The organism is Geodermatophilus sp. SYSU D00814, from assembly GCF_054050055.1.
The window spans coordinates 134,284-157,457 of sequence record NZ_JBJGYP010000006.1; the positions used below are offsets into that span (position 1 = coordinate 134,284).

The following is a 23,174-nucleotide window of genomic DNA, read 5'->3' on the forward strand; positions in this document are numbered from 1 at the left end:
TCCCGGGCGACCTACCGCCCGACCGTGACCCCGGAGGGGAGCACCCACGTCGATGCGTCCACGGGTACCACCTCCTCGGCCTCTCGCACGGCCGTCCGGAAGGTAGCAGTGGCCGTGGTCCGCCGGCAGGTCCGGCGGGACCGATGAGTTCGCGCGTCTCCGCCGGTCCGAGCTCGCAGAGCGGGCCGTGCAGCAGGAGGACGCATGCGGAAGATCGTCGTGCAGCTGATGCTGTCGCTGGACGGGTACTTCGAGGGGCCCGACCACGACCTGGGCTGGCACCGCGTCGACGAGGAACTGCACCGGCACTTCAACGAGCACCTCGCGACCATGAGCGCCTTCATCGAGGGCCGGGTCACCTACGAGTTGATGGAGGCGGTCTGGCCGACCGCCGACCAGGACCCGGACCTCCCGCCGGTCATGCACGAGTTCGCCGGCACCTGGCGGGCGGTGCCGAAGATCGTGTTCTCCCGCACGCTGCAGGAGGTCGGCCCCAACGCCTCGCTGCGGGCGGAGGTCGACCCCGACGAGATCCGCGCACTGAAGCAGCAGCCCGGAGGGGACATGACGCTGGGCGGGGCCGACCTGGTGGAGACCTTCCGCCGGCTGGACCTGGTCGACGAGTACCGGCTCTACGTCGCCCCGGTCGTCGTCGGCCGCGGACGGCGGCTGTTCGGGACGGCCGACTCCCCGACCGACCTGGAGCTGGTGGAGACCCGGAGGTTCGGCAACGGCGTCGTCCTGCTGCGCCACGCCGTCCAGCGGCCGCAGGACCTCCGGTCGTGACCGCCGTCGCGCGGGGGAAGCTCCTCCTGTCGTCGATGGGCCCCTCGCCCTCGCACGACCAGGCGCTCGCCGGCCTGGTCGGCAAGCCCCTGGGGGAGATCCGGGTCGGGTACGTCGAGAACGCCTACGACGTCTACGACGACCGGGAGACGCTGGAGGAGGGGCGGGAGAGCCTGCGCCGCGACGGGTACGTCTTCGACCTGGTCGACCTGCGCCGGTGGCGGGACGACCACCAGGGGCTGCGGGAGCTGCTCGGCCGGTTCGACGCCCTCCTGCTCACCGGCGGCAACCCGTTCCACCTCCGGTCGCTGATGCGGCTCACCGGCACCGACGCGCTGATCACCGAGCGCGTCCGGGACGGCATGGTCTACGCGGGCGCCAGCGCCGCCGCCGTGGTCGCCGGCCCGACCCTGCGGCACTTCGACGAGCTCGACGACCCCGCTGAGGCGGAGGAGCTGATCTGGGACGGCCTGGGGCTGACGTCGGTCGTCGTGGCACCGCACGTCGACGACCCCGAGTTCGGCGCCGGCTGCCGCCGGGCCGGGGACCTGTGCGCGGCCGAGGGGCACACCGTCGTGCGCCTGACCAACGCCCAGGCGCTCGTGATCGACGGGGACGAGCGGCGCCTCGTGTGAGCCCGGAGCGGCGGCCGCGGTGCCACGCTCGCGGGCATGGACGGACGAGGCGCGGGCGGTCGTCGAGGAGATGCTGCGGCGCCAGCAGGCGGGGGACGACGGCTGGCTCGACGAACTCGTCGCCGTCGACATGGTCAACCACGCGGCCGGTCCCCAGGGCCGCGAGGGGCTGACCGAGATCCTGCGCACCATCGACCACGACCTCGGGCCGGTCACCCTCGAGCAGCACCACCTCGTGGGCGACGGCGACGTCGTGGCGCAGCACCTGACCCTGCGCGGAACCCACCGGGCCTCGACGATGCCGCTGCTCGCGGGCGTGCCCCCGTCGGGTCGTCGCGTGGCGTGGCGCTTCATCCACCTCTGGCGCGTCGCGGGCGGGGTGGTCGTCGAGCACTGGGCGTGCCGCGACGACATGGGCCTGCTCGAGCAGGTGCGCGGCTGATCGCGCCGGTCCGGGCCGGGACCGCCGTCAGGCCCAGTCGGCCGCGGTGAGACCGACCGCGTGACCGGGGGGCCACTGGACCAGCTCGATCCGGTTGCCGTCGGGGTCGGTGACCCAGCTGGTGAGGAAGTCCGCCGACCCGTCGGGTGACCGGGGTTCGGCGACCTCGATGCCCCTCGCCCGGAGCGCGGCGACCGTGCCGGCCATCGACTCCACCTGCACGACCAGGTGGCTCAGGCCGCTGCCCCGCTCCCGGCCGGGCTGTCCGGCACCCGGCCGACCACCTCGTAGCCGACGGCGGTGTGGAACGCGACCGCCCGGTCGGGATCGGCCACCCGGAGCCCGACGTGCAACGTCCTCACGGGTCCGCTCCCGGCCGCCGGACCCGGTAGCGCAGGTGCAGGACCCGGTGCCCGGGGTCGGTGTCCGACGTGTCCAGCACCCGGGTCAGCTCGAGCTCGGTCCGCTCGGCGGGGAGCTGGTCGAACAGCCGCCGTCCCTGGCCGAGGAGGACGGGGACGACGTGCAGCTCCATCTCGTCGAGCTCACCGGCCAGCAGCAGCGCTCGCCCGGCCCCGGCGCCCAGGACCAGCACGTCGGCGTCACCGGCGGCGGCGCGGGCCTGCGCGGCACAGGTGGCGACGTCGCTGACGTAGCGCACGCTGCCCGGCGGGGGCTCCTCCGGCACGTGGTGGGTGAGCACGAGGACCGGGACGCCGTCGTGGTGGTCGCCGCCCCACCGGCCGGCGTGCTCGTAGGTGCGGCGGCCCGCGATCACCGCGCGGGTCGCGTTCGCCTCGGCGAACACCTGACCGTCCGGCCCCGGGTCGAGGCGGTGGTCGAGCCAGTTGAACAGCCGGAACCCGCCGACGCCCATCGGCTCCTGCGGACCGTCCTGCGGCCCGACGACGAGACCGTCGAGGGACACGGTCATGTCGAGCCGGATCGCCTGCGTCCTCGGTGGCGTCGTGGGTGTCGTCATGGGTCGGACCTCCCGTCCCGGAGTCCCCCGTCGCGGTGCTGCCGCGAGCCGAGCACCGGCCCGACCCCGGGTCAACCGGAGACCGGCCCGCGGGCGCCACCACGGGGATCTCCGTCCCTGGACGGGCGACGACGCCCGCTGCCACCGTCGGCCGGTGGACCTCAGCCGCGCGCGTCCGTGGGCACGCGCGGCCGGGCTCACCGGCACGGCCGCGAACGTCCTCCTGGTCGCCTTCTACGCCGTCGAGGCGGGACGCCGCCGGGTCCTGCCCGTGTCGCTCGGGTCGGCCAACGACGTCGTCGGGTCGGTCGGCACGGCGCTGATGGTGCCGGCGGTGCTGGCGGTCAGCCCGGGCCGGTGGACCCGCCGGCTGGGGCTGACCTCGACCGGGGTGCTCACCCTCGCCGGACCGGCGCTGGTGCTCGGGCTCGTGCCGTTCCGCGTGCAGGCGCCGGTCGCGCTCGGCGCGTTCGGGGGCCTGGCCGGCTGGCTCCTGCTGAGCAGCCGGGGCCGGCGCGGGGAGCTGCCGGACGAGGTCACCCGGCTCGGCGAGGTGTGCGGTGGCGCGGTGCTCGCCGGCGGGGCCGTGGCCGGCGCCGGCCTGCTGCTGCCGCGGGGGTCCCTCCTGCGGCGGGCCGTCGTGGCGGTCGGCGCGACACCGGCCGCCCTGGGTGCGCTCGCCGTACCGGTGTGGTTCCTGCGGCTCGGCCGGGCGCCGTCCTCCTGACGACGCGGCCGCGAATGGCGTGGGAAAGGGGCACTCCCGGCCCCGGGAACGGGGCCGGGAGTGCCCGTCAGGAAAGGGCGGGAATCACCACCCGCGCGCCGAATGCGCGGGACCCCGACCGTGGTCGCGCGCATTCCCCCGGTCGAACCAGCGGCACAGGTCGATGATCCGGGCGTCCAGCCGGACCCATTCCTCGGACACCGGCACGCCCTCGGCGTCCACGGTCACCCGCACCTCGGCCTCACCCTTCTTGAAGTAGGCGAGGTCCCCCTCCGGCAGGCCCGCGGCGTCCCACGCGGCCTGCTGGACCTCGTCGATCGGGAACAGCACCGACGGGCCGGCCAGGGTGATCGTCGCCCCGGTCGGGCCGGAGACCTCGACACCCGGCCCCGAGATGTCCAGCTCGTCGATCACCGCACCGTCGGCGCGGGTGAGGTCGACGGTCCATGCGCCACGGAACTCCGTCCTCGTCGTGCCGTCCGGGTTCTCGGTCACCCGCACCTCGACCTCCCGCACGTCCCCGCTCTCCAGCGTGACGGTGCTGTCGCACGCCTGGAACGAGACGGGGGCGTAGTAGTCCGGGATGACCTCCTCGACCGGGACGAACCCGTCGTCCTCGTGTCCGTCGGGACCACCGTCCGCCAGTGCCGGAGTGGCACCGAGTCCGACGACGACAGCCGCCAGGACACCGACCGTGGAAGTGCGTCGCATCGTCTTCTCCCCGTCGTTCTCGAAAGACACCGGCCCCGCTTTTCTCCCACGCGTGTCAACAGAGACCAAGGTCCCCGTTCGAGGACCATTTCCGTGACGGCACGTCATTTTCCCGGTGCATTCCGGAGCGCTTCTCCACAGCGCGTGGCGGCGGTCCTACGGCGGGTACCGACCCGGTATGGCACTGCGCAACGCGGCGGTCGCGGCCACCGGCCGGTGGACCGACCCCGACGACGGCGTCCGCTACCCCTCCGGCGAGGTGCACGCCTGGGAGCAGGGGCGCAACGAGACCGTCTGCGGCCTGTCGCTGTCGCGGTCGCGGCTCGCCCGCTTCCCGCACGTCGCCTGGTCCGACGTCCAGCCCGAGTCCGGCCGACACGCGGAGGAGGTGGCGGCGGTCTGCCGCCGCTGCCGCGCCGGGCTCGGCGCCCGCCGGGACGACCGCGGCTGGACCCGCACCGACCCGCGCCCCTGACCGGGATCCTCCCGACGTGGCGGACGAGGACTGGGACGGGGCGACGTCGATGCGCCTGGCCTGCCTGGCCCTCGACGACCGCGGCCGGCTGACCGACGACCTCGTCACCGCCCTCGCCGTCCGCGGGACGCTGCTGGTCGACCTGGCGCTCCGGGGCCGCCTCGCCGAGACCGAGGACGCCGTGGCGCTCGACGGCCGGCCGACCGGCTTCCCGCCCGCCGACCGGTTGCTCACCGGGCGGTCGGGTCCCCCGGGTCCCTGGCCGACCTCCTGCGCCGCGGCCGCGTCGACCAGCGCGATCTGGCCGCCGAGCACCTGCGCCGGGGCAGCTGGACCCGCAGGGGGCGGTGGCCGCGGCGGTACGTCGACCACCGCGCGGCCCGCACCCGCGACGACGAGCGCGCGATGACCGCCGGCCCCGACCACGCCTGGCCCCCCGACGACGCCGCGCTCGCCGCGGTGGCGAGCACGCTCGGCATCCTCGCCACCGAGCGCGCCCTGCCCACGGAGGCGCTGCTGGCGGCGGCCGGGCCGGTGCGGTGGGTCGTGGAGATCGTGGTGGCCGAGGTCGACCGGGCGCTGGCCCGCGGCCGGGCGCTGCGCCGCGCCGTGACCTCGGCCGACGGGACACCCGGATGAGCGCGGCACACCCGTCGAAGGGAAACCTCCGGGGCTCCGAGGCGTTACCGTTCCAGATGCACGACGGAACCCCGGCAACGGCGCCGGGGCGATGCGGAGGTGGCACAGCACGATGGAGACCACGGTGGTCGACGTCCCGGAACGGGGACGGTTCGAGGTGCGGGTCGGCGAGCGCGTCGTCGGACTGGCCAGCTACCACGTCGAGAACGGCACGATGGCCCTGCCGCACACCGAGGTGGACCCGTCCATGGGTGGCCGCGGGCTCGGCACCGTCCTGGTCGCCGGCGTCCTCGACGCCGTCCGCGAGCGGGGGCTGACCGTCCTCCCCTACTGCTCCTTCGTCCGCCACTACATCCAGCAGCACCCGGAGACGCTGGACCTGGTCGCCGACGAGGACAAGCCCCGGTTCGGGCTGGCCACCGCCGACCACTGACCGGCCGCTGACCTGCGGCGTCGCACCGGGCCACCTATTCTGGGGCGGGTGCCGACCGCCCTGCTCTGGTTCCGCCGCGACCTCCGGCTCAGCGACCACCCGGCACTGCTGGCCGCGGTCGACGCCGCCGGCGCCGGCGGCACGGTCGTGCCGGTCTTCGTCGTCGACCCGCGGCTGTGGGAGCCCTCGGGGCGCCCGCGCCGGGAGTTCCTGCGCGGCTGCCTGGCCGACCTGCGCGAGCAGACCGGCGGGGCGCTGGTCGTCCGCTCCGGCGACCCGGTGCGCGTGCTCCCCGACCTCGTCCGCGAGACCGGGGCGGTGAGCGTGCACGTCTCCGCCGACGCGGGCGTCTACGGCCGGGCCCGCGACGCCGCCGTCGAGGAGGCACTCGGCGAGGTCCCGCTGGTGCGCACCGGGTCGCCCTACGGCGTCACCCCGGGGCGGCTCACCAAGGACGACGGCACGCCGTTCAAGGTCTACTCGCCCTTCGCCCGCGCCTGGCGCGCCCGCGGCGTGCACTCCCCCGCCGCCCGCCCCGACGCCGTCGCCTGGGCCGACGGCGTCCCCACCGAGGACCTGCCGCCGGCCCAGGACCTCGGCGGCACGGTGCTCCCCCCGGCCGGCGAGCGGGCCGGCCTCGACGCGTGGGCGCTCTTCCGCGACCAGCGCCTCCTCGGCTACGCCACCGGCCGCAACACCCCGGGCGCCGACGGCACCAGCCGGCTCTCGGCGCACCTGAAGTACGGCACCGTCCACCCCCGGACGCTGCTCGCCGAGGCGCGGGCCCTCGGCGGGGACTCCGCCGAGGCGGTGGACAAGTTCGTCGGCGAGCTGATCTGGCGCGACTTCTACGCCGACGTCCTGTGGCACCGCCCGGAGACCGCGCGCGAGCCGTTCACCCCCGCCATGCGGCGGATGCAGTACGACACCGGCCCGGTCGCCGACGAGCACTTCGCCGCCTGGGCGGAGGGCCGCACCGGCTACCCGATCGTCGACGCCGGGATGCGGCAGCTGCACGGTGAGGCCTACGTGCACAACCGGGTGCGGATGGTCGTCGCCTCGTTCCTGTGCAAGGACCTGCACATCGACTGGCGGCGCGGGGCGCGCTACTTCCTCGACCACCTGGTCGACGGCGACCTGGCCAGCAACCAGCACGGCTGGCAGTGGGTGGCCGGCACCGGCACCGACCCCTCGCCGTACCACCGGGTGTTCAACCCGACCCGGCAGGGCCAGCAGTTCGACCCCGACGGCACCTACGTGCGGCGCTGGGTGCCCGAGCTGCGCGACGTCCCCGACCGGTACGTGCACGAGCCGTGGGCGATGCCCGGCGGTCCTCCGGAGGGCTACCCCGCGCCGGTCGTCGACCACGCCGAGGAGCGCCAGGTGGCGCTGGCCCGGTACCAGGCGGTGCGGGATGCCTGAGGGCCACACCCTGTTCCGGTTGGCGAGGGAGCAGTCGGAGCTGTTCGCCGGCCGGCCGGTGCACGTGACCAGCCCGCAGGGCCGCTTCGCCGCCGGTGCCGCGCTGCTCGACGGCCGCGTGCTGGAGGAGGTCACCAGCTACGGCAAGCACCTGTTCGCCGACTTCGGCGGCCCCGTCCTGCACGTGCACCTGGGCCTCTACGGCACCTACACCACCGGCCTCGGCGACCCGCCGTCCCCGCGCGGCGCGCTGCGGATGCGGTGGACCGCCGACGGGCCCAAGGGCGAGGGCGCGTGGACCGACCTGCGCGGCGCGACGGCCTGCGACGTCCTCACCCAGCCCGAGGTCGACGCGATCCTCGACCGGCTGGGCCCCGACCCGCTGCGCACCCGCCGCGGCGGGCCGCTGTCCCACGCGAGGGTGGCGCGCAGCCGGACGGCGGTCGGCGCGCTGCTGATGGACCAGTCGGTGCTGGCCGGCGTCGGCAACGTCTACCGCGCCGAGATCCTCTTCCGGCACCGGATCTCGCCGTTCCGCCCGGGCCGCGACGTCGGCGCGCCGGAGTGGCAGGCGCTGTGGGACGACCTGGTGGTGCTCATGCGCGCCGGCGTCCGGATGGGCCGGATCGTGACCACCCTCCCGGCCGACCGCTCCCGCCGGTCGGGGGCGGTGCGCCGGGAGGACGCGCACTACGTCTACCGGCGCACCGGCCTGCCCTGCCGCACCTGCGGCACCGAGGTGCGCACCGAGGAGATGGTCGGCCGCAACCTCTACTGGTGCCCCGTCTGCCAGGCCGCCTGAGCGCGGCGCGAGATCGGCGGTCTCGTGGCCATCGGGCGTCGATGGCCACGAGAGCGCCGATCTCGTCGGGAGGTGACGTCAGAGGGCGCCCTTGGCCGGGTCGCCGGCCGGCAGCGCGTCGAGCACGGTCACCGACGGCGGGGCGGTCAGCTTGCCCTCCAGCCGCCCCGACAGCTCGCTGAGCGGGCCGGCCTTGCCGTGGGCGGCCAGCGCCTCCGGGCTCTCCCACTTCTCCACCATCACCAGGGCACCGTCGCGGCCCTCGTGCAGCGAGTAGCGCTCGCACCCGGGCTCCTCGTGCACCCTCGGCACCGTCTCGAGCACCGCCTGGCGGACCTCCTCCGCGTGCTCGGCCTTCGGGCTGATGGTGGCGACGACGACGACGGACACGGGCGGTCCCCCCTGCTCTCGCGGATCGGGTTCGGCGACGGTGATCTGGCGGACCACTACCCGGGCGGGCCAGGATCCCAGTCGTGTCGGACGAGACTGATCCGGGAGACGGCCGGCCGCTGCGGGTGGCCGTCATCGGCGCCGGCCCGGCCGGCATCTACACCGCCGAGGCCCTCACCCGCCGCGCGCCGGTCCCGGTGACCGTCGACCTGCTCGACCGGCTGCCGACCCCCTTCGGCCTGGTCCGGCACGGCATCGCCCCCGACCACCCGAAGATGCGCGCGATCCGCGACACCCTGCACCGGGCGCTCGACGACCCCGGCGTGCGGTTCGTGGGCAACGTCGAGGTGGGCACCGACATCACCCTCGAGGACCTGCGCGCGCACGTCGACGCCGTCGTCTACACCTACGGCGCGGCGCTGGACCGCCCGCTGTCCATCGACGGCGAGGACCTGCCCGGCAGCCTCGCCGCCACCGACCTCGTCGCCTGGTACTGCGGCCACCCCGACGCCGACCGGGCGCGGGTGGAGGCCTCGCTGGCGGGGGTGCGCCGCGCCGTCGTCGTCGGCGTCGGCAACGTCGCCCTCGACGTCGCCCGGGTGCTGTCCCGCGCGCCGCAGGAGCTCGAGCCCACCGACATGCCGCAGCACGTCCTCGACGCGCTGGCCGCGGCGCCGGTCGAGGAGGTCACCGTGCTCGGTCGCCGCGGCCCGGCGCAGGCCTCCTTCACCACGATGGAGCTGCGCGAGCTCGACGGCCTCGAGCAGGCCACCGTGCTGGTCGACCCCGCCGACCTGGAGCTGAGCCCAGCCGCCGAGGAGCGCATCGCCGGCGACCGCAACGCCACCCGCAACCTCGCCGTGCTGCGGGAGTGGGCCGGGCACCGGCCCGAGCCCGGCCGGGTGCGGCTGCACCTGCGTTTCCACCGCCGGCCGGTGCGGCTGCTCGGCGCCGACCGGGTCACCGGCGTGGAGGTCGAGCGCACCACGGTCGACGACGAGGGCCGCGCCGTGGGCACCGGCGAGTACGAGGTGCTGCCCGCCGACCTGGTGGTGCGCTCGGTCGGCTACCGCGGGCAGGGCCTGCCCGGGCTGCCGGTCGACCAGCGCAGCGGCACCGTGCCCAACGAGGACGGCCGGGTGCTGCGCGACGGCGCCCCGTCGGCCGGGGAGTACGTGGCGGGCTGGATCAAGCGCGGGCCCACCGGCGTCGTCGGCACCAACAAGCACGATGCCCGGGAGACGGTCGCGTCGCTGCTGGCCGACGCCGAGGCCGGGGTGATCGGCCCGCACGGCGACCGCGACGACCTGGTGCACACGCTGCGGGCCCGCGGCGCCGAGCCGGTGCTGCTGGAGGACTGGCGGGCCATCGACGCCGCCGAGGTCGCCCTCGGCGCCACCCGCGGCCGGGCGCGCACCACCCTGCACGAGCGGGAGTCGCTGCTGTCGGCCGTGCGCGCCGCCGCCCGCTAACCGACCGCGGCGATCAGGTCGCGCGCGGCCCGGTCGGTGGCCGCGGCGGCGAAGCGGATCAGCGTCTCGGTGTCCGGCCGCAGCCGCAGCGGCGCGCCGTCCGGGGTCAGCGCCACCCCGCCGGCCCCGGCCAGCACCGCCAGTCCCCCGGCGACGTCGTGCACGTGCGTCCCGCTGCGGTCGAGGTCGTGCCAGGCGCCGGCCGACCCGTCGGCGACCAGGCACAGGTCGACGGCGGTGCAGCCGGTGACCCGCACCCGCGCCGCCGTCGCCGGGACCCGCACCACCCGCCCCGACGGCGCGACGACGGTGCTGCCCTCGCGCACGTGCGCCGGCACCCCGTCGCGCCAGGCGCCCACCCCTGCCGTCCCCGACCAGCGCCGGCCCGAGGACAGGTCGACCACCAGCCCGGCCACCGCCTGCCCGCGGTCGACCAGCGCGGCGGAGAACGCCCACGGCGGCAGCCCGGCGCGGAAGTTGCCGGTGCCGTCGAGCGGGTCGAGCACCACCCACGGCCGGTCCTCGGGCACCGACGGGTCGGCCCGCTCCTCGGAGAGCACCGGCACCCCGAGCGGGGCCAGCACCTCCACCGCCGCGGCGTGCGCCGCCTCGTCGGCGGCGATCGACCAGCTGCCGTCGTCCTTGCGGTGGTCCCGCCCGGTGTCGCGGGCGAGGGCGACCGCCATCTCCACCCGGGTGGCGGCCAGCGCGGCCAGGTGCGCGAAGCGCTCGGTGAGCGGCGCGTCCTCCGGCGGCGGCTCGACGTCGAGCACCCGGCCGGTGCCGGTGTCGCGGACGCTCGAGCAGCCCCAGGCGGAGGCGACGGCGAGCAGCGCGGCGCGCCCGGTGACGTGCGTGGAGCGGTGCAGGACGACGGCCTCGGTGGTGCCCTCGTCGGTCCAGCGGCGGCGCAGGTGGGCCGCGGCGTCGTCGGCGACGAGCAGCCGGGCGCCCGGGTCGAGCAGCTCGGCGGCGAGCGCCGGCGGGCCGACGCCCAGCAGCCGGGCCACGGCGCGCAGGTCCGCCCCCGACGCCGCCACCCACATCGTCTCCGTCACGGTCCCCCCGCCGTCCGCCCTGACGGCACGGTAGGCCACCGGGACCGGGCGGGTAGGGCGCCACGGTGACCGTCTCCGCGCGCACCGGCCTCGACGACGTCGACGTCGTCCTCCTCGTGCACCGCGAGCCCCCCGAACTGCTCGCCCGCCACCACGCGGCGCTCGCGGCGGCCACCGGCCCGGGCTGGCGCGGCCGGGCGCTGCTGGTGGAGAACGACCCCGCGCCGCGCACCTCCGCCGCGGCGCGGGCCCTGCTGCGCGAGCGCTACCCGGACGCCGACCGGCGGGTGCTGCGCGCGCCGCGCAACCTCGGCTTCGCCCGCGCCATGGACCTCGCCGTCGACGCCTGCCGCGGCCGCTACGTGGCACTGGTCAACTCCGACGGCGAGCCCGAGCCGGGGATGCTGCACCGGCTGGCCGAGGTCCTCGACGCCGAGCCGGCCGCGGTCTGGGCGGCGCCGGCCGTCGAGGGTCCGGGCGAGGAGGACCACCCGCCCGGCCCGCCGTTCGCCGCCGACGATCTGCCCGGCACCGCGCTGCTCCTCCGCCGCGAGGAGTTCCTCGCCGCCGGCGGCTTCGACCCGCTCTACTTCTTCTACAACGAGGACCGCGACGCCTCCCTGCGGCTGCGCGCCGCCGGGCACCTGCTGCTGCGCGTCCCCGGCACCCGCTTCCGGCACGGCAAGGACGGCCCCCGCGCCGGGCTGCTGCGCGAGTGGCACTACGCCCGCACGGCGCAGGTGCTCGTCCCGCAGCACGCCCGCCGCCCGGTCCGGGAGACGGCGGCCTTCCTCGCCCGCCGGCCGACGGCCGTGGCCCGGCACCTGCGCGACGGCGACCCGGCCGGCGCCGTCGGCATCGCGCTGGCCCTGCTGGAGCTGCCGCGCGCGCTGGCGCTGGCCGCCGCCCGGCGCCGCCGCCCCTGGGACGGCGACCGGCTGGCCGCCTGGCTCGACCGGCACCGGCTGCCGGTGACCGCCCCCTGACCGGAGTTGCCTAACCGGAGTTGCGCAGCGCCGTGGCGATCCCGTTGATGGTCAGCTGGATGTTGCGGCGCACCAGCTCGTCGTCGTCGCCGGTGCGGCGGCGGCGCAGCATCTCCACCTGCAGGTGGTGCAGCGGCTCCAGGTAGGGGAAGCGGTTGCGGATCGAGCGCACCAGCGACGGGTTGTCGGCGAGCAGGTGGTCGTCGCCGGTGACGGCCAGCAGCACCCGGCAGGTGCGCTCGTGCTCGGCGGTGATCTGGTCGAACACCCGCGCCCGCAGCTCCTCGTCGGGCACCAGCCCGGCGTAGCGGGCGGCGAGGTCGAGGTCGGTCTTGGCCAGCACCATCCCCATGTTCGACAGCACGGTGCGCAGGAACGGCCAGCGCCGGTGCAGCTCCTGCAGCCGGGCCAGGCGCGCCGGGTCGCCGTCGATCCACGACTCCAGGGCCGTCCCCGTGCCGTACCAGCCCGGCAGCATGATCCGCGCCTGCGACCAGCTGAACACCCAGGGGATGGCGCGCAGGTCGGCGATGCGGTCACCGGCCTTGCGCGAGGGCGGGCGGCTGCCGATGTTGAGCTCGGCGAGCTCCCGGATCGGCGTCGCGGCGCGGAACCACTCCACGAAGCCCGGGGTCTCGTGCACCAGCGCCCGGTAGGCGGCCTGCGCGCGGGCGGCGAGGTCGTCGAGCAGCGCGTAGGCGTCCTCGGCGTCGTCGCCGAGCCCCTCGACGTCGAGCAGGGTGGCCTCCAGCGTGGCCGCGACCAGCGCCTCGAGGTTGCGCCGGGCGAGGTCGGGCTCGCCGTACTTGGCCGCGATCACCTCGCCCTGCTCGGTGATCCGCAGCGCGCCGGCCACCGCGCCCGGCGGCTGGGCGCGGATCGCCTCGTAGCTCGGCCCGCCGCCGCGGCCGACCGTGCCCCCGCGGCCGTGGAACAGCCGCAGGCGCACGCCCTCCCGCCGCGCCACCTCCACCAGCGCGAGCTCCGCCCGGTACAGCGCCCAGTTGGCGGCGAGGTAGCCGCCGTCCTTGTTGCTGTCGGAGTAGCCGAGCATGACCTCCTGCGCGTCGCCGCGGCTGCGCACCAGCGCCCGGTACAGCGGCTGGGCGAGGACGGCGGTCATGGTCTCGCCGGCGGCCTGCAGGTCGGCGATGGTCTCGAACAGCGGCGAGATGCCCACCGGGCACGACGGCCCCGCGGGCCCGTCCGGGTCGAGCAGCCCGACCTCCTTGAGCAGGACGGCGACCTCGAGCACGTCGCTGACCGACTCGCACATGCTGATCACGTAGTTCGGGATGGCCCGGGGGCCCAGCAGCGCCACCTGCTCGGCGGCGGCGACCAGCAGGTCGAGCTCCCCGCGGGCCAGCTCGGACAGCTGCGCGTCGGGCCGCACCAGCGGCCGGCGCATCCGCAGCTCGCCGGCCAGCAGCTCCACCCGCGCGGCCTCGTCGAGGACGGCGTAGTCGGGGCAGACCCCGGCCCAGGCCAGCAGCTCGCCGACGACCTCCTCGTGGACGGCGGAGTTCTGCCGCATGTCCAGCCCGGCGAGGTGGAAACCGAACACCTCGACGGCGTCGCGCAGCCGGGCCAGCCGGTCGTCGGCCAGGGCCCCCGCGCCGTGGCTGCGCAGCGAGGCGTCGACGACGGCGAGGTCGGCGAGCAGCTCGCCCGGCTCGTCGTAGGGCTCCAGGTCGGCCACCGGCGGGACACCCGGCACCCGCCCGAGGACCCGCCGCGCGGTGGCGGCCAGCCGGGCGTGGATGCCGTTGACCGCCCGGCGGTAGGGCTCGTCGGCGCGGAACGGCGAGTCGTCACGGGAGGCCTCGGCCAGGTGGGACAGCTCCGGCGTCGGGGTGACCAGCCGGTCGGACATCGACAGCTCGCGGTAGAGCCCCACCAGCTCGCCGAGGTGGTGGGTCAGCGCCGTCTCGGCGTGCCGGGTGCTGGCCCGCCGGACCGCCTCGGCGGTGACGAACGGGTTGCCGTCGCGGTCACCGCCGATCCACGAGCCCGGCTGCAGCACCGGCTGGGTGGGCAGCCCGCTGCCGGGCCAGCGCGCGCCGAGCTCCCGGCGCAGGCCGGCGTTGATCTCGGGCACCACCCGGAACAGCGACAGGTCGTAGTAGCGCAGCGCCTCGTCGATCTCGTCGGTCAGCCGCAGCCGCGACAGCCGCAGCAGCGCCGTCTGCCAGAGCGTGAGGACCGCGCGTTCCAGCTCCGCCGACCAGGCGGCCTCGTCGACCTCGCCGGGCGCCATCCGGTCGCGGCGGCGGATCAGCTCGGTGACCTGCTGCTGCACCTGGGAGATGGTCGTGCGGCGCACCTCGGTGGGGTGGGCGGTGACCACGGGGACCACCAGCGCGCCGGCCAGCTCGCGGGCGACGGCGTCGGGGTCGAGGCCGGCGCGGTCGAGGAGGGCGAAGGTGGCCGCCAGGCTGCCCGGCTGCGGCGGGGAGCCGGCACGGCGGTGGTGCCGACGGCGGCGCTCGTGGTGCAGGTCCTCGGCGAGGTTGGCCAGCAGCGAGAAGTGACTGAACGCGCGGATGACGTGGTTGGCCGCGCGGACGTCGAGGTCGCCCAGGCGGTGCGCCAGGTCGGCCCGGTCGGTCTCCGAGCGGCGCACCGCGAAGGCCTGCACGCGGGTGGACTCGACCAGGTCCAGCACGTCGTCGCCGGACTGCTCGCGGATGACCTCGCCGAGGATGCGGCCCAGCAACCGGATGTCCTCGCGCAGCGGGGCGTCATCGGCCCGGCCGCCGCCCTCCGGGTCGCGCCCGGGCAGGCGGAGGTCGGCGACGTCGACGGTTGCTTCCGACATGGCCCGCAGTATCGACCGCCCGTGTGACGGGCACGTGTCCCGGGCACCTGCGCGGGGGTGGAGACCCTGCGCGCCACCCCCGCCTCCGCCGCGCCCGCCGACCACGGCGAGGGCCCGACCTGGGACGACACCCGCCGCGAGCTGCTGTGGGTCGACATCTCGGCGGGCACGGTCCGCCGCGGCGCCGTCGACGGCGACGACGTGCGCGACACCGGGTCGCTGCACGCCGGTGACACCGTCGGCGTCGTCGTCCCCGCCGCGGCCGGTGGCTGGCTGGCCGGCGCCGGGGGCGGGTTCACCCACGTCGCCGAGGACGGCACCGCGCGCGTGCTGGTCGACCTGGCCGGCGAGGGCGGCGGGGAGGACGACGGCGGCACCCGGATGAACGACGGCAAGTGCGACCCCGCCGGGCGCTTCTACGCGGGGACGATGGCCTTCGACCAGCGGCCCGGCGTCGGCGCCCTCTACCGGCTCGACACCGACGGCACCGTCACCACCGTGCGCGAGAGCATGACCGTGTCCAACGGCCTGGGCTGGTCACCCGACGGCCGCACCGTCTACCTGACCGACTCCGGCCCCGGCCTGGTGCACGCCTTCGCCTACGACCTCGCCGACGGGGCCTTCGGCGACGGCCGGGTGCTGCTGGAGACCGGTGGCCCCGACGGCGTCGCCGACGGGCTGACCGTCGACGACGAGGGCTGCCTGTGGACCGCGATGTGGGGCGGCGGTCAGGTGCGCCGCTGGTCGCCCGAGGGGGAGCTGCTCGCCGTCGTCGAGGTGGGCGTGGCGCACACGTCGAGCTGCGCGTTCGTGGGTGACCTGCTAGTCGTCAGCACCGCTCGGGGCGAGGAGGACGAGCCCGACGCCGGGCGGCTGTTCACCGTGCGGCCGGGGGTGTCGGGCCCGGCCGCGGAGCCCTACCGGGGCCCGCTCGCCGGCCTCCGCCAGGTGGTGTAGCCGGCGGGCAGTGCCGCGGAAGTGCACGGATCCAGCGTGCACTTCCGCGGAAGTGCCCGGATCCAGCGGGCACTTCCGCGGAAGTGCCCGGGGAGGGGCGGTGGGGTCAGCTGTCCTGCAGCAGCGCCAGCGCGGCGGCGGCCAGCTGGTCGCCGGCGTCGGCGCCGCGCCGGAACTCCTCGGCGGCGCCGGCGAGGTCGCCGCGGTCGGCCAGCAGCACGCCCAGGTTGTGGTGGCAGTAGGTGTCCCCGGCCTGGATGCCGGCGCGGTAGGCCTCCTCGGCCGCCTCGTCGTCGGCGAGCTCCTCGCGGTAGAGGTTGCCCAGCGGCAGCCAGGCGACCTGCTCGCCGAGCTTGGCGCCGCGCTCGAGCACCGAGCGGGCCTCGACGGCGCGGCCGGTCTGCAGCAGCAGCGCGGCCAGGTCGGCGCGTGCGGCCGGGAAGTAGGTGGCGCCGGCGCGCAGCCGGTCCTCCAGCGCCGGGTCGAGGGTGGCGCACCACTGCCAGCAGGCGGCGACGGCGTCGGCCTCCTCGTTGCCGGCGGCGGCGAGCTCCTGGGCCACGGTCAGCGCGTGCTCGCGCTCCCCCTGCTCGCGCAGCAGGAACGCCAGCTGCAGGCCGCCCTCGGTGTCGCCGGCCTCCGCCGCGCCCCGGTAGGCGTCCATGGCGCCGGCGAGGTCGCCGAGCTGCTCGAGCACCAGGCCGAGGTTGCGCCAGGCGTCGATCTCCCCGCCGGCCAGCGCCACCTCGTAGGCGTCCACGGCCTCGGTCCAGCGCTCCTGCGCGGCGAGGCTGTTGCCCAGGTCGTAGTAGCCGGTGACGTCGCCCAGGGCCGCCGCGCGGCGGAAGCACCACTCGGCGTCGGTCTGCCGGCCGGCCTCGGCGAGGTCGCAGCCCAGCTCGATGAGCTCGTCGGCGTCCTCGGAGGCCTGCAGCCGCCAGAGGCGCGCGTCCAGGTCCTCCGTCATGACGCCGATGATGTCGGCCCTGACCTGGGCGCACGCCCTCCCAGAGGGTGAGGTCACCCCAACGTGTCCGGGCCTCGTCCGGGCGGGTGTCCCCTGCCCGGACGGGGCCCGGCGGACTCAGGCGCGGCCGGCCCGGAGGGCCTCCTTCAGCTTGGTCTTGCCGCTGGTCCGCAGCAGCGCGCCGGAGTACACCCGCCCGCCGAGGCGGACCACCAGCGCGATCGCCACCAGCATGAGGACGACGGCCACCGCGACCTCCCACGCCGCCACGTCACCGGCGGCCTGGCGCACCGGCATGACCATGGGCGACAGACCCGGCACGAAGGAGGTCACCACCGCCGCGGTGCCGTCCGGGTCGCCGGCGGCCTGGATCGCCACGACGAAGCCGACGAAGAGCACCAGGGTCGCTGGGGTGAGCACGCTGCCGAGGTCCTCCTGCCGGCTGACCAGCGAGGCGGCCACGGCGAACAGCGAGGCGAACAGGGCGTAGCCGAGGACGAACCAGAACAGCACCCACCCGACCGTGCCGATCAGGTCGCCGGGCACGTCGACGACGTCGAACGCCAGCGCGCCGCCGACGCCGATGACGGCGATCAGCGCGATCTGCGCCGGCCCGAGCGCGCCGAGGCCGAGGATCTTGCCGGCGAGCAAGTGCCAGGGCCGCATCGTGGCCAGCAGCAGCTCCACCACCCGGCTGGCCTTCTCCTCCACCACGCCCTGCGCGACGAACTGGCCGAACAGGACGATCAGGCTGTAGAGCAGCACGACGCCGACGAGGGCGACGGCGGTGCGCTGGCCCGCAGCCGCGGAGGACTCCTCCAGCGCGGTGACCGTCAGCTGCGGCAGCCCGCCCGGGTCGACGCCGGCCTCGGTGAGCACCCGCTGCAGGGCCACCGCGCCGACCGCCCCGGACACCAGCCCCTCGACCGTGGGGTCGGACTCGCGCACCAGCAGCTCCGGGGCGCCGCCGGTGGCGCCGAGCACCGCGGCGTCGACGTCCTCGTCCTCGACGGCGGTGCGCGCCGCGGCGTCGTCGTCGAGGCCGACGACGGTGACGTCGCGGCCGAGCAGCTCTCCCTGCGCCACCAGCGCCGGGCCGAGCGCGCCGGGGTCGCCGACGACGCCGATGCGGTTCTCGTCGCTGCCGGAGTTCACCACCGCCTGGAAGACCAGGATGCCGAGGATGATCAGCAGCATCACCGCGGAGCTGACCAGGAACGTCTTGTCGCGCAGCCGGGTGGAGACCTCGCGGGCGGCGACCAGCCGGACCAGCTGCCCGCTCGACAGGGGCGCGCTCACGCCGCGACCTCCTGGCGGGCGGCCTGCTGCGCGGGGTCGGCGACCGCCTCGCGGAAGAGCTCCACGAGGGTGGCCTGCCGCCAGGCGAAGTGGGTGACCCGGCCGGTGCGGAGTGCGGCGGCCAGCACGGCCTGGTCGTCGGCGCCCTCGGCGAGCTCCAGCAGGGTGTCGCCGGCCTGCTCGGAGACGACGTGGACGCCGGGGACGGCGGTGGCCCAGCCCGGCGCGGCGTCGGGGACGACGACCCTCAGCACCCGCCCGGCCTCCCGGCGGCGCAGCTCCTCGACGGTGCCGGTGGCGACCATGCGGCCGCGCGCGAGGATGCCGACGGCGTCGCACAGCCGCTCGACGAGGTCGAGCTGGTGGCTGGAGAAGACCACCGGCACGCCCGCGCGGCACTGCTCCAGCAGCGCGTCGGCGAGCGCGTCGACGCCGACCGGGTCCAGCCCGCTGAAGGGCTCGTCGAGGATCAGCACCTCCGGCCGGCTGACCAGCGCCGCGGCCAGCTGCACCCGCTGCTGGTTGCCCAGCGACAGCTCCTCCACCCGGGACCGGCGGCGCTCGCCCAGGCCCAGCCGGCCGGCCCACTCCTCGGCGGCGCGGGCGGCCGCGGCGGGGTCGAGGCCGTGCAGGCGGGCGAAGTAGGCCAGCTGCTCGCCGACCCGCATCTTCGGGTAGAGCCCACGCTCCTCCGGCATGTAGCCGATGCGGCGGCGCGACTTCTCGTCCAGCGGCCGGCCGCGCCAGCGGACCTCGCCGGCGTCGGCGCGGGCCAGGCCCATGGCGATCCGCATCGTCGTCGTCTTCCCGGCCCCGTTGGACCCGCAGAAGCCGAACATCGAGCCGGGGGCGACGGTGAAGCCGACGCCCTCCAGCACGTGGTGGTCCCCGTAGCTCTTGTGGAGCCCGTCGAACTCGAGCACCGCTCCTCATCCCGTCGTCGGCCCCGTGCACGCCCGACGCTATCGGTGCCCGGCGACGGGTTGCGGCCCGACGCGGGACCGGATCGTGATCCACGTCGCGCAGCGGCTGGACCTGCGGTGTCATCGGTCCATGAGCCAGGAGAACCACCCCGCCTCCCCACCGTCGGGCGTCGGGCTGGAGGGGCTGCGCGCGGCGGCGGCCGGCTGCCGCGCGTGCGAGCTGTGGGAGCCGGCCACCCAGACGGTGTTCGGCGAGGGCCCGGAGACCGCGCGCATCGTCTTCGTCGGCGAGCAGCCCGGCGACCAGGAGGACCGCAGGGGTGAGCCGTTCGTCGGCCCGGCCGGCCGGCTGCTCGACCGCGCCCTGGCCGACGCCGGCATCGAGCGGCGCGACGCCTACGTCACCAACGCGGTCAAGCACTTCCGGTTCACGCCGACGCCCAAGCGGCGGATCCACCAGTCCCCGGGCGCCGAGCACATCCGCGCCTGCCGGCCGTGGCTGGAGGCGGAGTTCGAGGTGCTCAAGCCCGAGGTCGTCGTCTGCCTGGGGGCGACGGCGGCCAAGGCGCTGATCTCGCCGTCGTTCCGGATCACCAAGGACCGCGGGGTGCTCATGCCGTGGACGCCGCCGGGCGTCGCGCGGGCCGAGCAGGGCGACGACGAGGCCGACGAGGAGGCCCCCGCCCAGACCTGGATGCTCGCGACCGCGCACCCCTCGGCGGTGCTGCGCGTCCCGGACGCGGACCGGCCCAAGGCCTACGACACGCTCGTCGCGGACCTTCGCGTCGTCGCCGGCGCGCTGGCGTGAGGCGCGGCGCCCTCCGCTGACCCGCCGCCGGTCGAGTGGGCAGTCGTGGCCGGCGACGCGCGACGACACACCAGGTGCGGCGAACGCCACTGCTCACTCGGCGGACTCGGCCGCAGGGTCAGCCGGGCGGCTGAGCGAGCGCCCGCGAGGCCCGGAAGTGCAGGAACGAGGGCACCACCAGCGCGACGACGGCCATCGCCACCACCACGACGACGCCGCCGGACACCATCGCCACGCCGACGCCGGCCGCGCTGGCCACCGCCCCGGCGCGCAGGTCGCCCAGCCGCGGGCCGCCCGCGACGACGACGAGGAACACGCCCTGCATCCGGCCCCGCATGTCGTCGGGTGCCGCCGTCTGCAGCATCGAAGAGCGCAGCACCGCGCTGACCATGTCCCCGGCTCCGGCGACGGCCAGGCACAGCACGGCCAGCCACAGGGTCGGCGCCAGCCCGAACCCGACGATCGCCACGCCCCACACGACGATGGCGGCGAGCACCACCGCGCCCTGCCGGTCGACCCGCGACACCCACCCCGACGTCAGGCCCATGAGCAGCGCGCCGATCGAGACGCCGGCGAACAGCCAGCCCAGCGCGTTGGGCGACCCCGCGTACCGGCCCTCCGACAGCTCCGGGAACACCGCCTGCGGCCAGGCGAAGAGCATCGCGACGACGTCGACGACGAAGGTCATGAGCAGCACCGGCTGGGTGCGCAGGAACGCGAACCCCTCCCCCACCCCGCGCAGCGCCGCGCCCAGGCGCAGCGGCCCGGTGACGCCCGCGGGGGGCAGCGGCGGCAGGCCGCGCAGCAGCAGGACCGCGACCGCGAAGCCCAGCGCGTCGACCGCGTAGGCGAGGAAGAGGTCGCCGAGGCCGATGAGCACCCCGGCCAGCAGCGGCCCGGCGATGACGCCGACCTGGCGCACCGTCATCGCCAGCGCGTTGGCCGCGGGGACCCCCTCGGGGCCGACCAGCGCGGGGATCACCGCGCTGCGGGTGGGCTGGTTGACCGCGGTGAAGCCGGAGACGGCCGCGACCAGCGCCCACAGCAGCCACAGGTTCCCGCCGCCGGGCAGCAGCGCCTGCACCGCGAGCAGCGCGCTGGTCAGCGCCGAGCCGGCCCCGGTGACCAGCATCAGCCGCCGGCGGTCCATGGCGTCGGCGATGGCGCCACCGAGCAGCCCGAAGACGACGAGCGGCACGAGCGCGACGACGGAGGTGACGCCGACCAGCAGCGAGGAGCCGGTGAGCGCGTAGACCTGGTACGGGACGGCGACCAGCGTCATCTGCTGGCCGAGCATGGTGGCCGCCACGCCCCAGAACAGCCGCCGGTAGCCGGGGTGGCGCAGCGGCGTGGTGTCGATCGCCCACGACCGGCGCTGTCGGCCCCGCTGCAGGGGCCCGCGCCGAGCCTGCGAGGCGTGGGGGGCAGCGGGGTCCTTCACGGGGCGAGGCGCTGGAGCACCCAGCCGCCGCCCTCCTCGTCGTCGCGCACGAACCGCAGCCGGTCGTGCAGCCGGCCCGGGCCGCCCTGCCAGAACTCGACCCGCTCGGGGACCACCCGGTAGCCGCCCCACACCGGCGGCCGCGGCAGCTTCTCCGTCGTCGTCTCCTCGTCGAGCAGCCGCACCCGCGCCTCGAGCTCATCCCGGGAGTCGACGACGGTGGACTGCACGGAGGCGACGGCGGCCAGCTGCGCCTCGCGCGGGCGGGGGTCCCACAGGTCGTCGGAGGCGGCCTCGCCGATCCGCTCGACCCGGCCGCTCACCCGCACCTGCCGCTGCAGCGCGTGCCACGGGAAGACCAGCGCCGCCCGGGGGTTGGCCGCCAGCTGTGCGCCCTTGGTCGAGGCGTAGCTGGTGCCGAACACGAAGCCGGCCTCGTCGTAGCCCTTGAGCAGCACGATGCGCGCGTCGGGTGCACCGTCGGCGTCGGCGGTGGCGACGACGACCGCGTTGGGGTCGGGGACGTCGGCGGCGACGACGTCGCGGAACCAGCGGTCGAACTGCTCGACCCAGGTCGGCGCGAGGTCCTCCTCGCGCAGTCCGGGGCGGTCGTAGTCCCTGCGCATGCGGGAGAGGTCGGCCACTCCGCCATGCTGACACCGCCCCGCCGGGCGGGCTCCGGACGGCTCCCGCTGGGCGGCAGCCCCCCGTGGAGGGCGGGGGTGGACGGGGCCTAGTGTCGCGGTTCAGTCGTGCGGCATGACCGGTGCGCACGAGGTCCGCAGCAGAGAGGCGTGCGAGATGGCCGACGACTTCGTACCCGGCCTGGAGGGCGTCATCGCCTTCGAGACCACGATCGCCGAGCCCGACAAGGACGGCGGGTCCCTGCGCTACCGCGGGGTCAACATCGAGGACCTGGTCGGCAAGATCACCTTCGGCAACGTGTGGGCGCTGCTGGTCGACGGCAAGTTCGGCCCCGGGCTGCCCCCGGCCGAGCCCTTCCCGATCCCGGTGCACAGCGGCGACGTCCGCGTCGACGTGCAGGCGGCGCTGGCGATGCTGGCCCCGTTCTGGGGGTACCGCCCGCTGCTGGACATCAGCGACGACGAGGCGCGCGACCAGCTGGCCCGCGCCGCGGTCATGGCGCTGTCCTACGTCGCCCAGTCCGCGCGCGGCATCGGCGTCCCGGCGGTGCCGCAGAGCCGCATCGACGAGGCCTCCACCATCGTCGAGCGGTTCATGGTCCGCTGGCGCGGCGAGCCCGACCCCCGCCACGTGGCCGCCGTCGACGCCTACTGGACGTCGGCCGCCGAGCACGGCATGAACGCCTCCACCTTCACCGCGCGCGTCATCGCCTCGACCGGCGCCGACGTCGCCGCGGCGATGTCCGGCGCGATCGGCGCGATGTCCGGCCCGCTGCACGGCGGCGCCCCCTCCCGGGTGCTGCACATGCTCGACGGTGTCGAGCAGGCCGGCGACGCGGAGAAGTACGTCAAGGACCTGCTCGACCGCAAGGAGCGGTTGATGGGCTTCGGGCACCGGGTCTACCGGGCCGAGGACCCCCGCGCGCGCACCCTGCGGAAGGCCGCCAAGGAGCTCGGCGCCCCGCGCTTCGAGGCCGCGCTGGCGCTGGAGAACGCCGCGCTCAAGGAGCTGCGCGAGCGCCGTCCCGACCGGCCGATCGAGACCAACGTCGAGTTCTGGGCGGCGATCGTCCTCGACTTCGCCGAGGTGCCCAGCCACATGTTCACCTCGATGTTCACCTGCGCCCGCACCGCCGGCTGGTGCGCGCACATCCTCGAGCAGAAGCAGACCGGCCGCCTCGTGCGCCCGTCGGCCCGCTACGTCGGGCCCGCCGCGCGCAAGCCCGAGGAGGTCGACGGCTTCGACACCATCACGGTGAAGGCCGTCAACGAGGCCGCCCCCGCATGACCCCCTGACGACGGCCCGGGCCCGCCACCGCGCGGACCCGGGCCGTCGTCGTCGGTGCGCCCCCGCCCC

Annotated in this window: 27 protein-coding genes; 15 read left to right on the forward strand and 12 right to left on the reverse strand. The window is 76.0% G+C overall.

What is annotated here, in order from left to right:
* Nucleotides 1-204 precede the first annotated feature (204 nt).
* Genes ACI780_RS06385 through ACI780_RS06395 form a run of 3 tightly spaced genes read left to right on the forward strand, consistent with a single transcriptional unit; the run spans nucleotide 205 to nucleotide 1,863 of the window.
* Complete coding sequence (locus tag ACI780_RS06385; protein WP_457001589.1) at nucleotides 205-786, forward strand: dihydrofolate reductase family protein; 582 nt, start codon at nucleotides 205-207, stop codon at nucleotides 784-786.
* Complete coding sequence (locus ACI780_RS06390; RefSeq protein WP_457001591.1) at nucleotides 783-1,421, forward strand: Type 1 glutamine amidotransferase-like domain-containing protein; 639 nt, start codon at nucleotides 783-785, stop codon at nucleotides 1,419-1,421. The genes ACI780_RS06385 and ACI780_RS06390 overlap by 4 nt, the downstream gene beginning before the upstream one ends.
* A 19-nt stretch (nucleotides 1,422-1,440) precedes the next feature.
* Nucleotides 1,441-1,863 carry an ester cyclase gene (locus ACI780_RS06395; protein WP_457001594.1) on the forward strand — a complete coding sequence of 141 codons (423 nt, stop codon included), beginning with the start codon at nucleotides 1,441-1,443 and terminating at the stop codon, nucleotides 1,861-1,863.
* A 27-nt stretch (nucleotides 1,864-1,890) separates the two neighbouring features.
* Here the strand turns inward: ACI780_RS06395 and ACI780_RS06400 are convergent, their stop codons facing one another.
* The 3 genes from ACI780_RS06400 to ACI780_RS06410 are packed head-to-tail and all read right to left on the reverse strand — an operon-like array spanning nucleotide 1,891 to nucleotide 2,845.
* Nucleotides 1,891-2,070, reverse strand: coding sequence for a VOC family protein (locus tag ACI780_RS06400; RefSeq protein ID WP_456869602.1), 180 nt, complete (start codon nucleotides 2,068-2,070; stop codon nucleotides 1,891-1,893).
* A 26-nt stretch (nucleotides 2,071-2,096) separates the two neighbouring features.
* A complete protein-coding gene (locus tag ACI780_RS06405) occupies nucleotides 2,097-2,225 on the reverse strand; it encodes a VOC family protein (RefSeq protein WP_456869603.1) in 129 nt (42 codons plus the stop codon).
* Nucleotides 2,222-2,845: a dihydrofolate reductase family protein gene (locus ACI780_RS06410; RefSeq protein WP_457001597.1), complete on the reverse strand. Its 624-nt coding sequence runs from the start codon at nucleotides 2,843-2,845 to the stop codon at nucleotides 2,222-2,224. The genes ACI780_RS06405 and ACI780_RS06410 overlap by 4 nt, the downstream gene beginning before the upstream one ends.
* A 154-nt stretch (nucleotides 2,846-2,999) precedes the next feature.
* On the opposite strand from ACI780_RS06410, the gene ACI780_RS06415 reads away from it, so the two are divergent.
* Nucleotides 3,000-3,572 (forward strand): hypothetical protein, encoded by a 573-nt coding sequence (locus tag ACI780_RS06415; protein WP_456869605.1) that lies wholly within the window; start codon nucleotides 3,000-3,002, stop codon nucleotides 3,570-3,572.
* An 84-nt stretch (nucleotides 3,573-3,656) separates the two neighbouring features.
* On the opposite strand, the gene ACI780_RS06420 is transcribed toward ACI780_RS06415, so the two are convergent.
* The gene (locus tag ACI780_RS06420; RefSeq protein ID WP_456869606.1) at nucleotides 3,657-4,283 is read right to left on the reverse strand and encodes a hypothetical protein; all 627 of its coding nucleotides are present in this window, start codon (nucleotides 4,281-4,283) and stop codon (nucleotides 3,657-3,659) included.
* Nucleotides 4,284-4,461: 178 nt separating this feature from the next.
* Here ACI780_RS06420 and ACI780_RS06425 point away from each other — a divergent pair, with 178 nt between their 5' ends.
* The 6 genes from ACI780_RS06425 (at nucleotide 4,462) to ACI780_RS06450 (ending at nucleotide 8,054) form a co-directional block, all read left to right on the forward strand.
* Nucleotides 4,462-4,758, forward strand: a complete 297-nt coding sequence (locus ACI780_RS06425; RefSeq protein ID WP_456869607.1) for a hypothetical protein — start codon at nucleotides 4,462-4,464, stop codon at nucleotides 4,756-4,758.
* 16 nt (nucleotides 4,759-4,774) lie between these two features.
* Entirely contained in the window at nucleotides 4,775-5,167 is a 393-nt protein-coding gene (locus ACI780_RS06430) for a GPP34 family phosphoprotein (RefSeq protein WP_457001600.1), read from the forward strand.
* Nucleotides 5,164-5,397 (forward strand): hypothetical protein, encoded by a 234-nt coding sequence (locus ACI780_RS06435; protein WP_457001602.1) that lies wholly within the window; start codon nucleotides 5,164-5,166, stop codon nucleotides 5,395-5,397. The genes ACI780_RS06430 and ACI780_RS06435 overlap by 4 nt, the downstream gene beginning before the upstream one ends.
* A gap of 112 nt (nucleotides 5,398-5,509) precedes the next feature.
* Nucleotides 5,510-5,830: a GNAT family N-acetyltransferase gene (locus ACI780_RS06440; RefSeq protein WP_456869609.1), complete on the forward strand. Its 321-nt coding sequence runs from the start codon at nucleotides 5,510-5,512 to the stop codon at nucleotides 5,828-5,830.
* Nucleotides 5,831-5,878: 48 nt separating this feature from the next.
* Nucleotides 5,879-7,252 (forward strand): cryptochrome/photolyase family protein, encoded by a 1,374-nt coding sequence (locus ACI780_RS06445; protein ID WP_457001605.1) that lies wholly within the window; start codon nucleotides 5,879-5,881, stop codon nucleotides 7,250-7,252.
* A gap of 19 nt (nucleotides 7,253-7,271) precedes the next feature.
* A complete protein-coding gene (locus ACI780_RS06450) occupies nucleotides 7,272-8,054 on the forward strand; it encodes an Fpg/Nei family DNA glycosylase (RefSeq protein ID WP_457001607.1) in 783 nt (260 codons plus the stop codon).
* Between the two features lie 78 nt (nucleotides 8,055-8,132).
* Here ACI780_RS06450 and ACI780_RS06455 read toward each other — a convergent pair whose 3' ends face one another.
* Nucleotides 8,133-8,444, reverse strand: coding sequence for a putative quinol monooxygenase (locus ACI780_RS06455; RefSeq protein ID WP_456869612.1), 312 nt, complete (start codon nucleotides 8,442-8,444; stop codon nucleotides 8,133-8,135).
* A gap of 83 nt (nucleotides 8,445-8,527) precedes the next feature.
* Here ACI780_RS06455 and ACI780_RS06460 point away from each other — a divergent pair, with 83 nt between their 5' ends.
* Entirely contained in the window at nucleotides 8,528-9,916 is a 1,389-nt protein-coding gene (locus tag ACI780_RS06460) for an FAD-dependent oxidoreductase (protein ID WP_456869613.1), read from the forward strand.
* Here the strand turns inward: ACI780_RS06460 and ACI780_RS06465 are convergent.
* The gene (locus ACI780_RS06465) at nucleotides 9,913-10,974 is read right to left on the reverse strand and encodes an inositol monophosphatase family protein (RefSeq protein WP_456869614.1); all 1,062 of its coding nucleotides are present in this window, start codon (nucleotides 10,972-10,974) and stop codon (nucleotides 9,913-9,915) included. The genes ACI780_RS06460 and ACI780_RS06465 overlap by 4 nt on opposite strands.
* Before the next feature lie 65 nt (nucleotides 10,975-11,039).
* Here ACI780_RS06465 and ACI780_RS06470 point away from each other — a divergent pair, with 65 nt between their 5' ends.
* The gene (locus ACI780_RS06470; protein ID WP_457001610.1) at nucleotides 11,040-11,960 is read left to right on the forward strand and encodes a glycosyltransferase family 2 protein; all 921 of its coding nucleotides are present in this window, start codon (nucleotides 11,040-11,042) and stop codon (nucleotides 11,958-11,960) included.
* A gap of 10 nt (nucleotides 11,961-11,970) precedes the next feature.
* Here ACI780_RS06470 and ppc read toward each other — a convergent pair whose 3' ends face one another.
* Nucleotides 11,971-14,778: a phosphoenolpyruvate carboxylase gene (gene ppc / locus ACI780_RS06475; RefSeq protein WP_457001612.1), complete on the reverse strand. Its 2,808-nt coding sequence runs from the start codon at nucleotides 14,776-14,778 to the stop codon at nucleotides 11,971-11,973.
* Nucleotides 14,779-14,835: 57 nt separating this feature from the next.
* Between ppc and ACI780_RS06480 the strand changes: the two genes are divergently transcribed.
* Nucleotides 14,836-15,735, forward strand: a complete 900-nt coding sequence (locus tag ACI780_RS06480) for an SMP-30/gluconolactonase/LRE family protein (RefSeq protein ID WP_457001614.1) — start codon at nucleotides 14,836-14,838, stop codon at nucleotides 15,733-15,735.
* A gap of 106 nt (nucleotides 15,736-15,841) precedes the next feature.
* Here ACI780_RS06480 and ACI780_RS06485 read toward each other — a convergent pair whose 3' ends face one another.
* The 3 genes from ACI780_RS06485 to ACI780_RS06495 form a co-directional block, all read right to left on the reverse strand.
* Nucleotides 15,842-16,702, reverse strand: a complete 861-nt coding sequence (locus tag ACI780_RS06485) for a tetratricopeptide repeat protein (RefSeq protein ID WP_456869617.1) — start codon at nucleotides 16,700-16,702, stop codon at nucleotides 15,842-15,844.
* Nucleotides 16,703-16,819: 117 nt separating this feature from the next.
* A complete protein-coding gene (locus ACI780_RS06490) occupies nucleotides 16,820-18,001 on the reverse strand; it encodes an ABC transporter permease (protein WP_457001616.1) in 1,182 nt (393 codons plus the stop codon).
* Nucleotides 17,998-18,924: an ABC transporter ATP-binding protein gene (locus ACI780_RS06495; RefSeq protein WP_457001618.1), complete on the reverse strand. Its 927-nt coding sequence runs from the start codon at nucleotides 18,922-18,924 to the stop codon at nucleotides 17,998-18,000. The genes ACI780_RS06490 and ACI780_RS06495 overlap by 4 nt, the downstream gene beginning before the upstream one ends.
* A 130-nt stretch (nucleotides 18,925-19,054) precedes the next feature.
* On the opposite strand from ACI780_RS06495, the gene ACI780_RS06500 reads away from it, so the two are divergent.
* Entirely contained in the window at nucleotides 19,055-19,732 is a 678-nt protein-coding gene (locus ACI780_RS06500; protein WP_457001620.1) for a UdgX family uracil-DNA binding protein, read from the forward strand.
* Between the two features lie 118 nt (nucleotides 19,733-19,850).
* Here the strand turns inward: ACI780_RS06500 and ACI780_RS06505 are convergent, their stop codons facing one another.
* Together ACI780_RS06505 and pdxH are read right to left on the reverse strand one after the other, a co-directional pair.
* Nucleotides 19,851-21,173, reverse strand: coding sequence for an MFS transporter (locus ACI780_RS06505; protein ID WP_457001623.1), 1,323 nt, complete (start codon nucleotides 21,171-21,173; stop codon nucleotides 19,851-19,853).
* Nucleotides 21,170-21,817: a pyridoxamine 5'-phosphate oxidase gene (gene pdxH, locus ACI780_RS06510; RefSeq protein WP_457001625.1), complete on the reverse strand. Its 648-nt coding sequence runs from the start codon at nucleotides 21,815-21,817 to the stop codon at nucleotides 21,170-21,172. The genes ACI780_RS06505 and pdxH overlap by 4 nt, the downstream gene beginning before the upstream one ends.
* A gap of 115 nt (nucleotides 21,818-21,932) precedes the next feature.
* On the opposite strand from pdxH, the gene ACI780_RS06515 reads away from it, so the two are divergent.
* Nucleotides 21,933-23,105 (forward strand): citrate synthase 2, encoded by a 1,173-nt coding sequence (locus ACI780_RS06515; protein ID WP_457001627.1) that lies wholly within the window; start codon nucleotides 21,933-21,935, stop codon nucleotides 23,103-23,105.
* Nucleotides 23,106-23,174 lie beyond the last annotated feature (69 nt).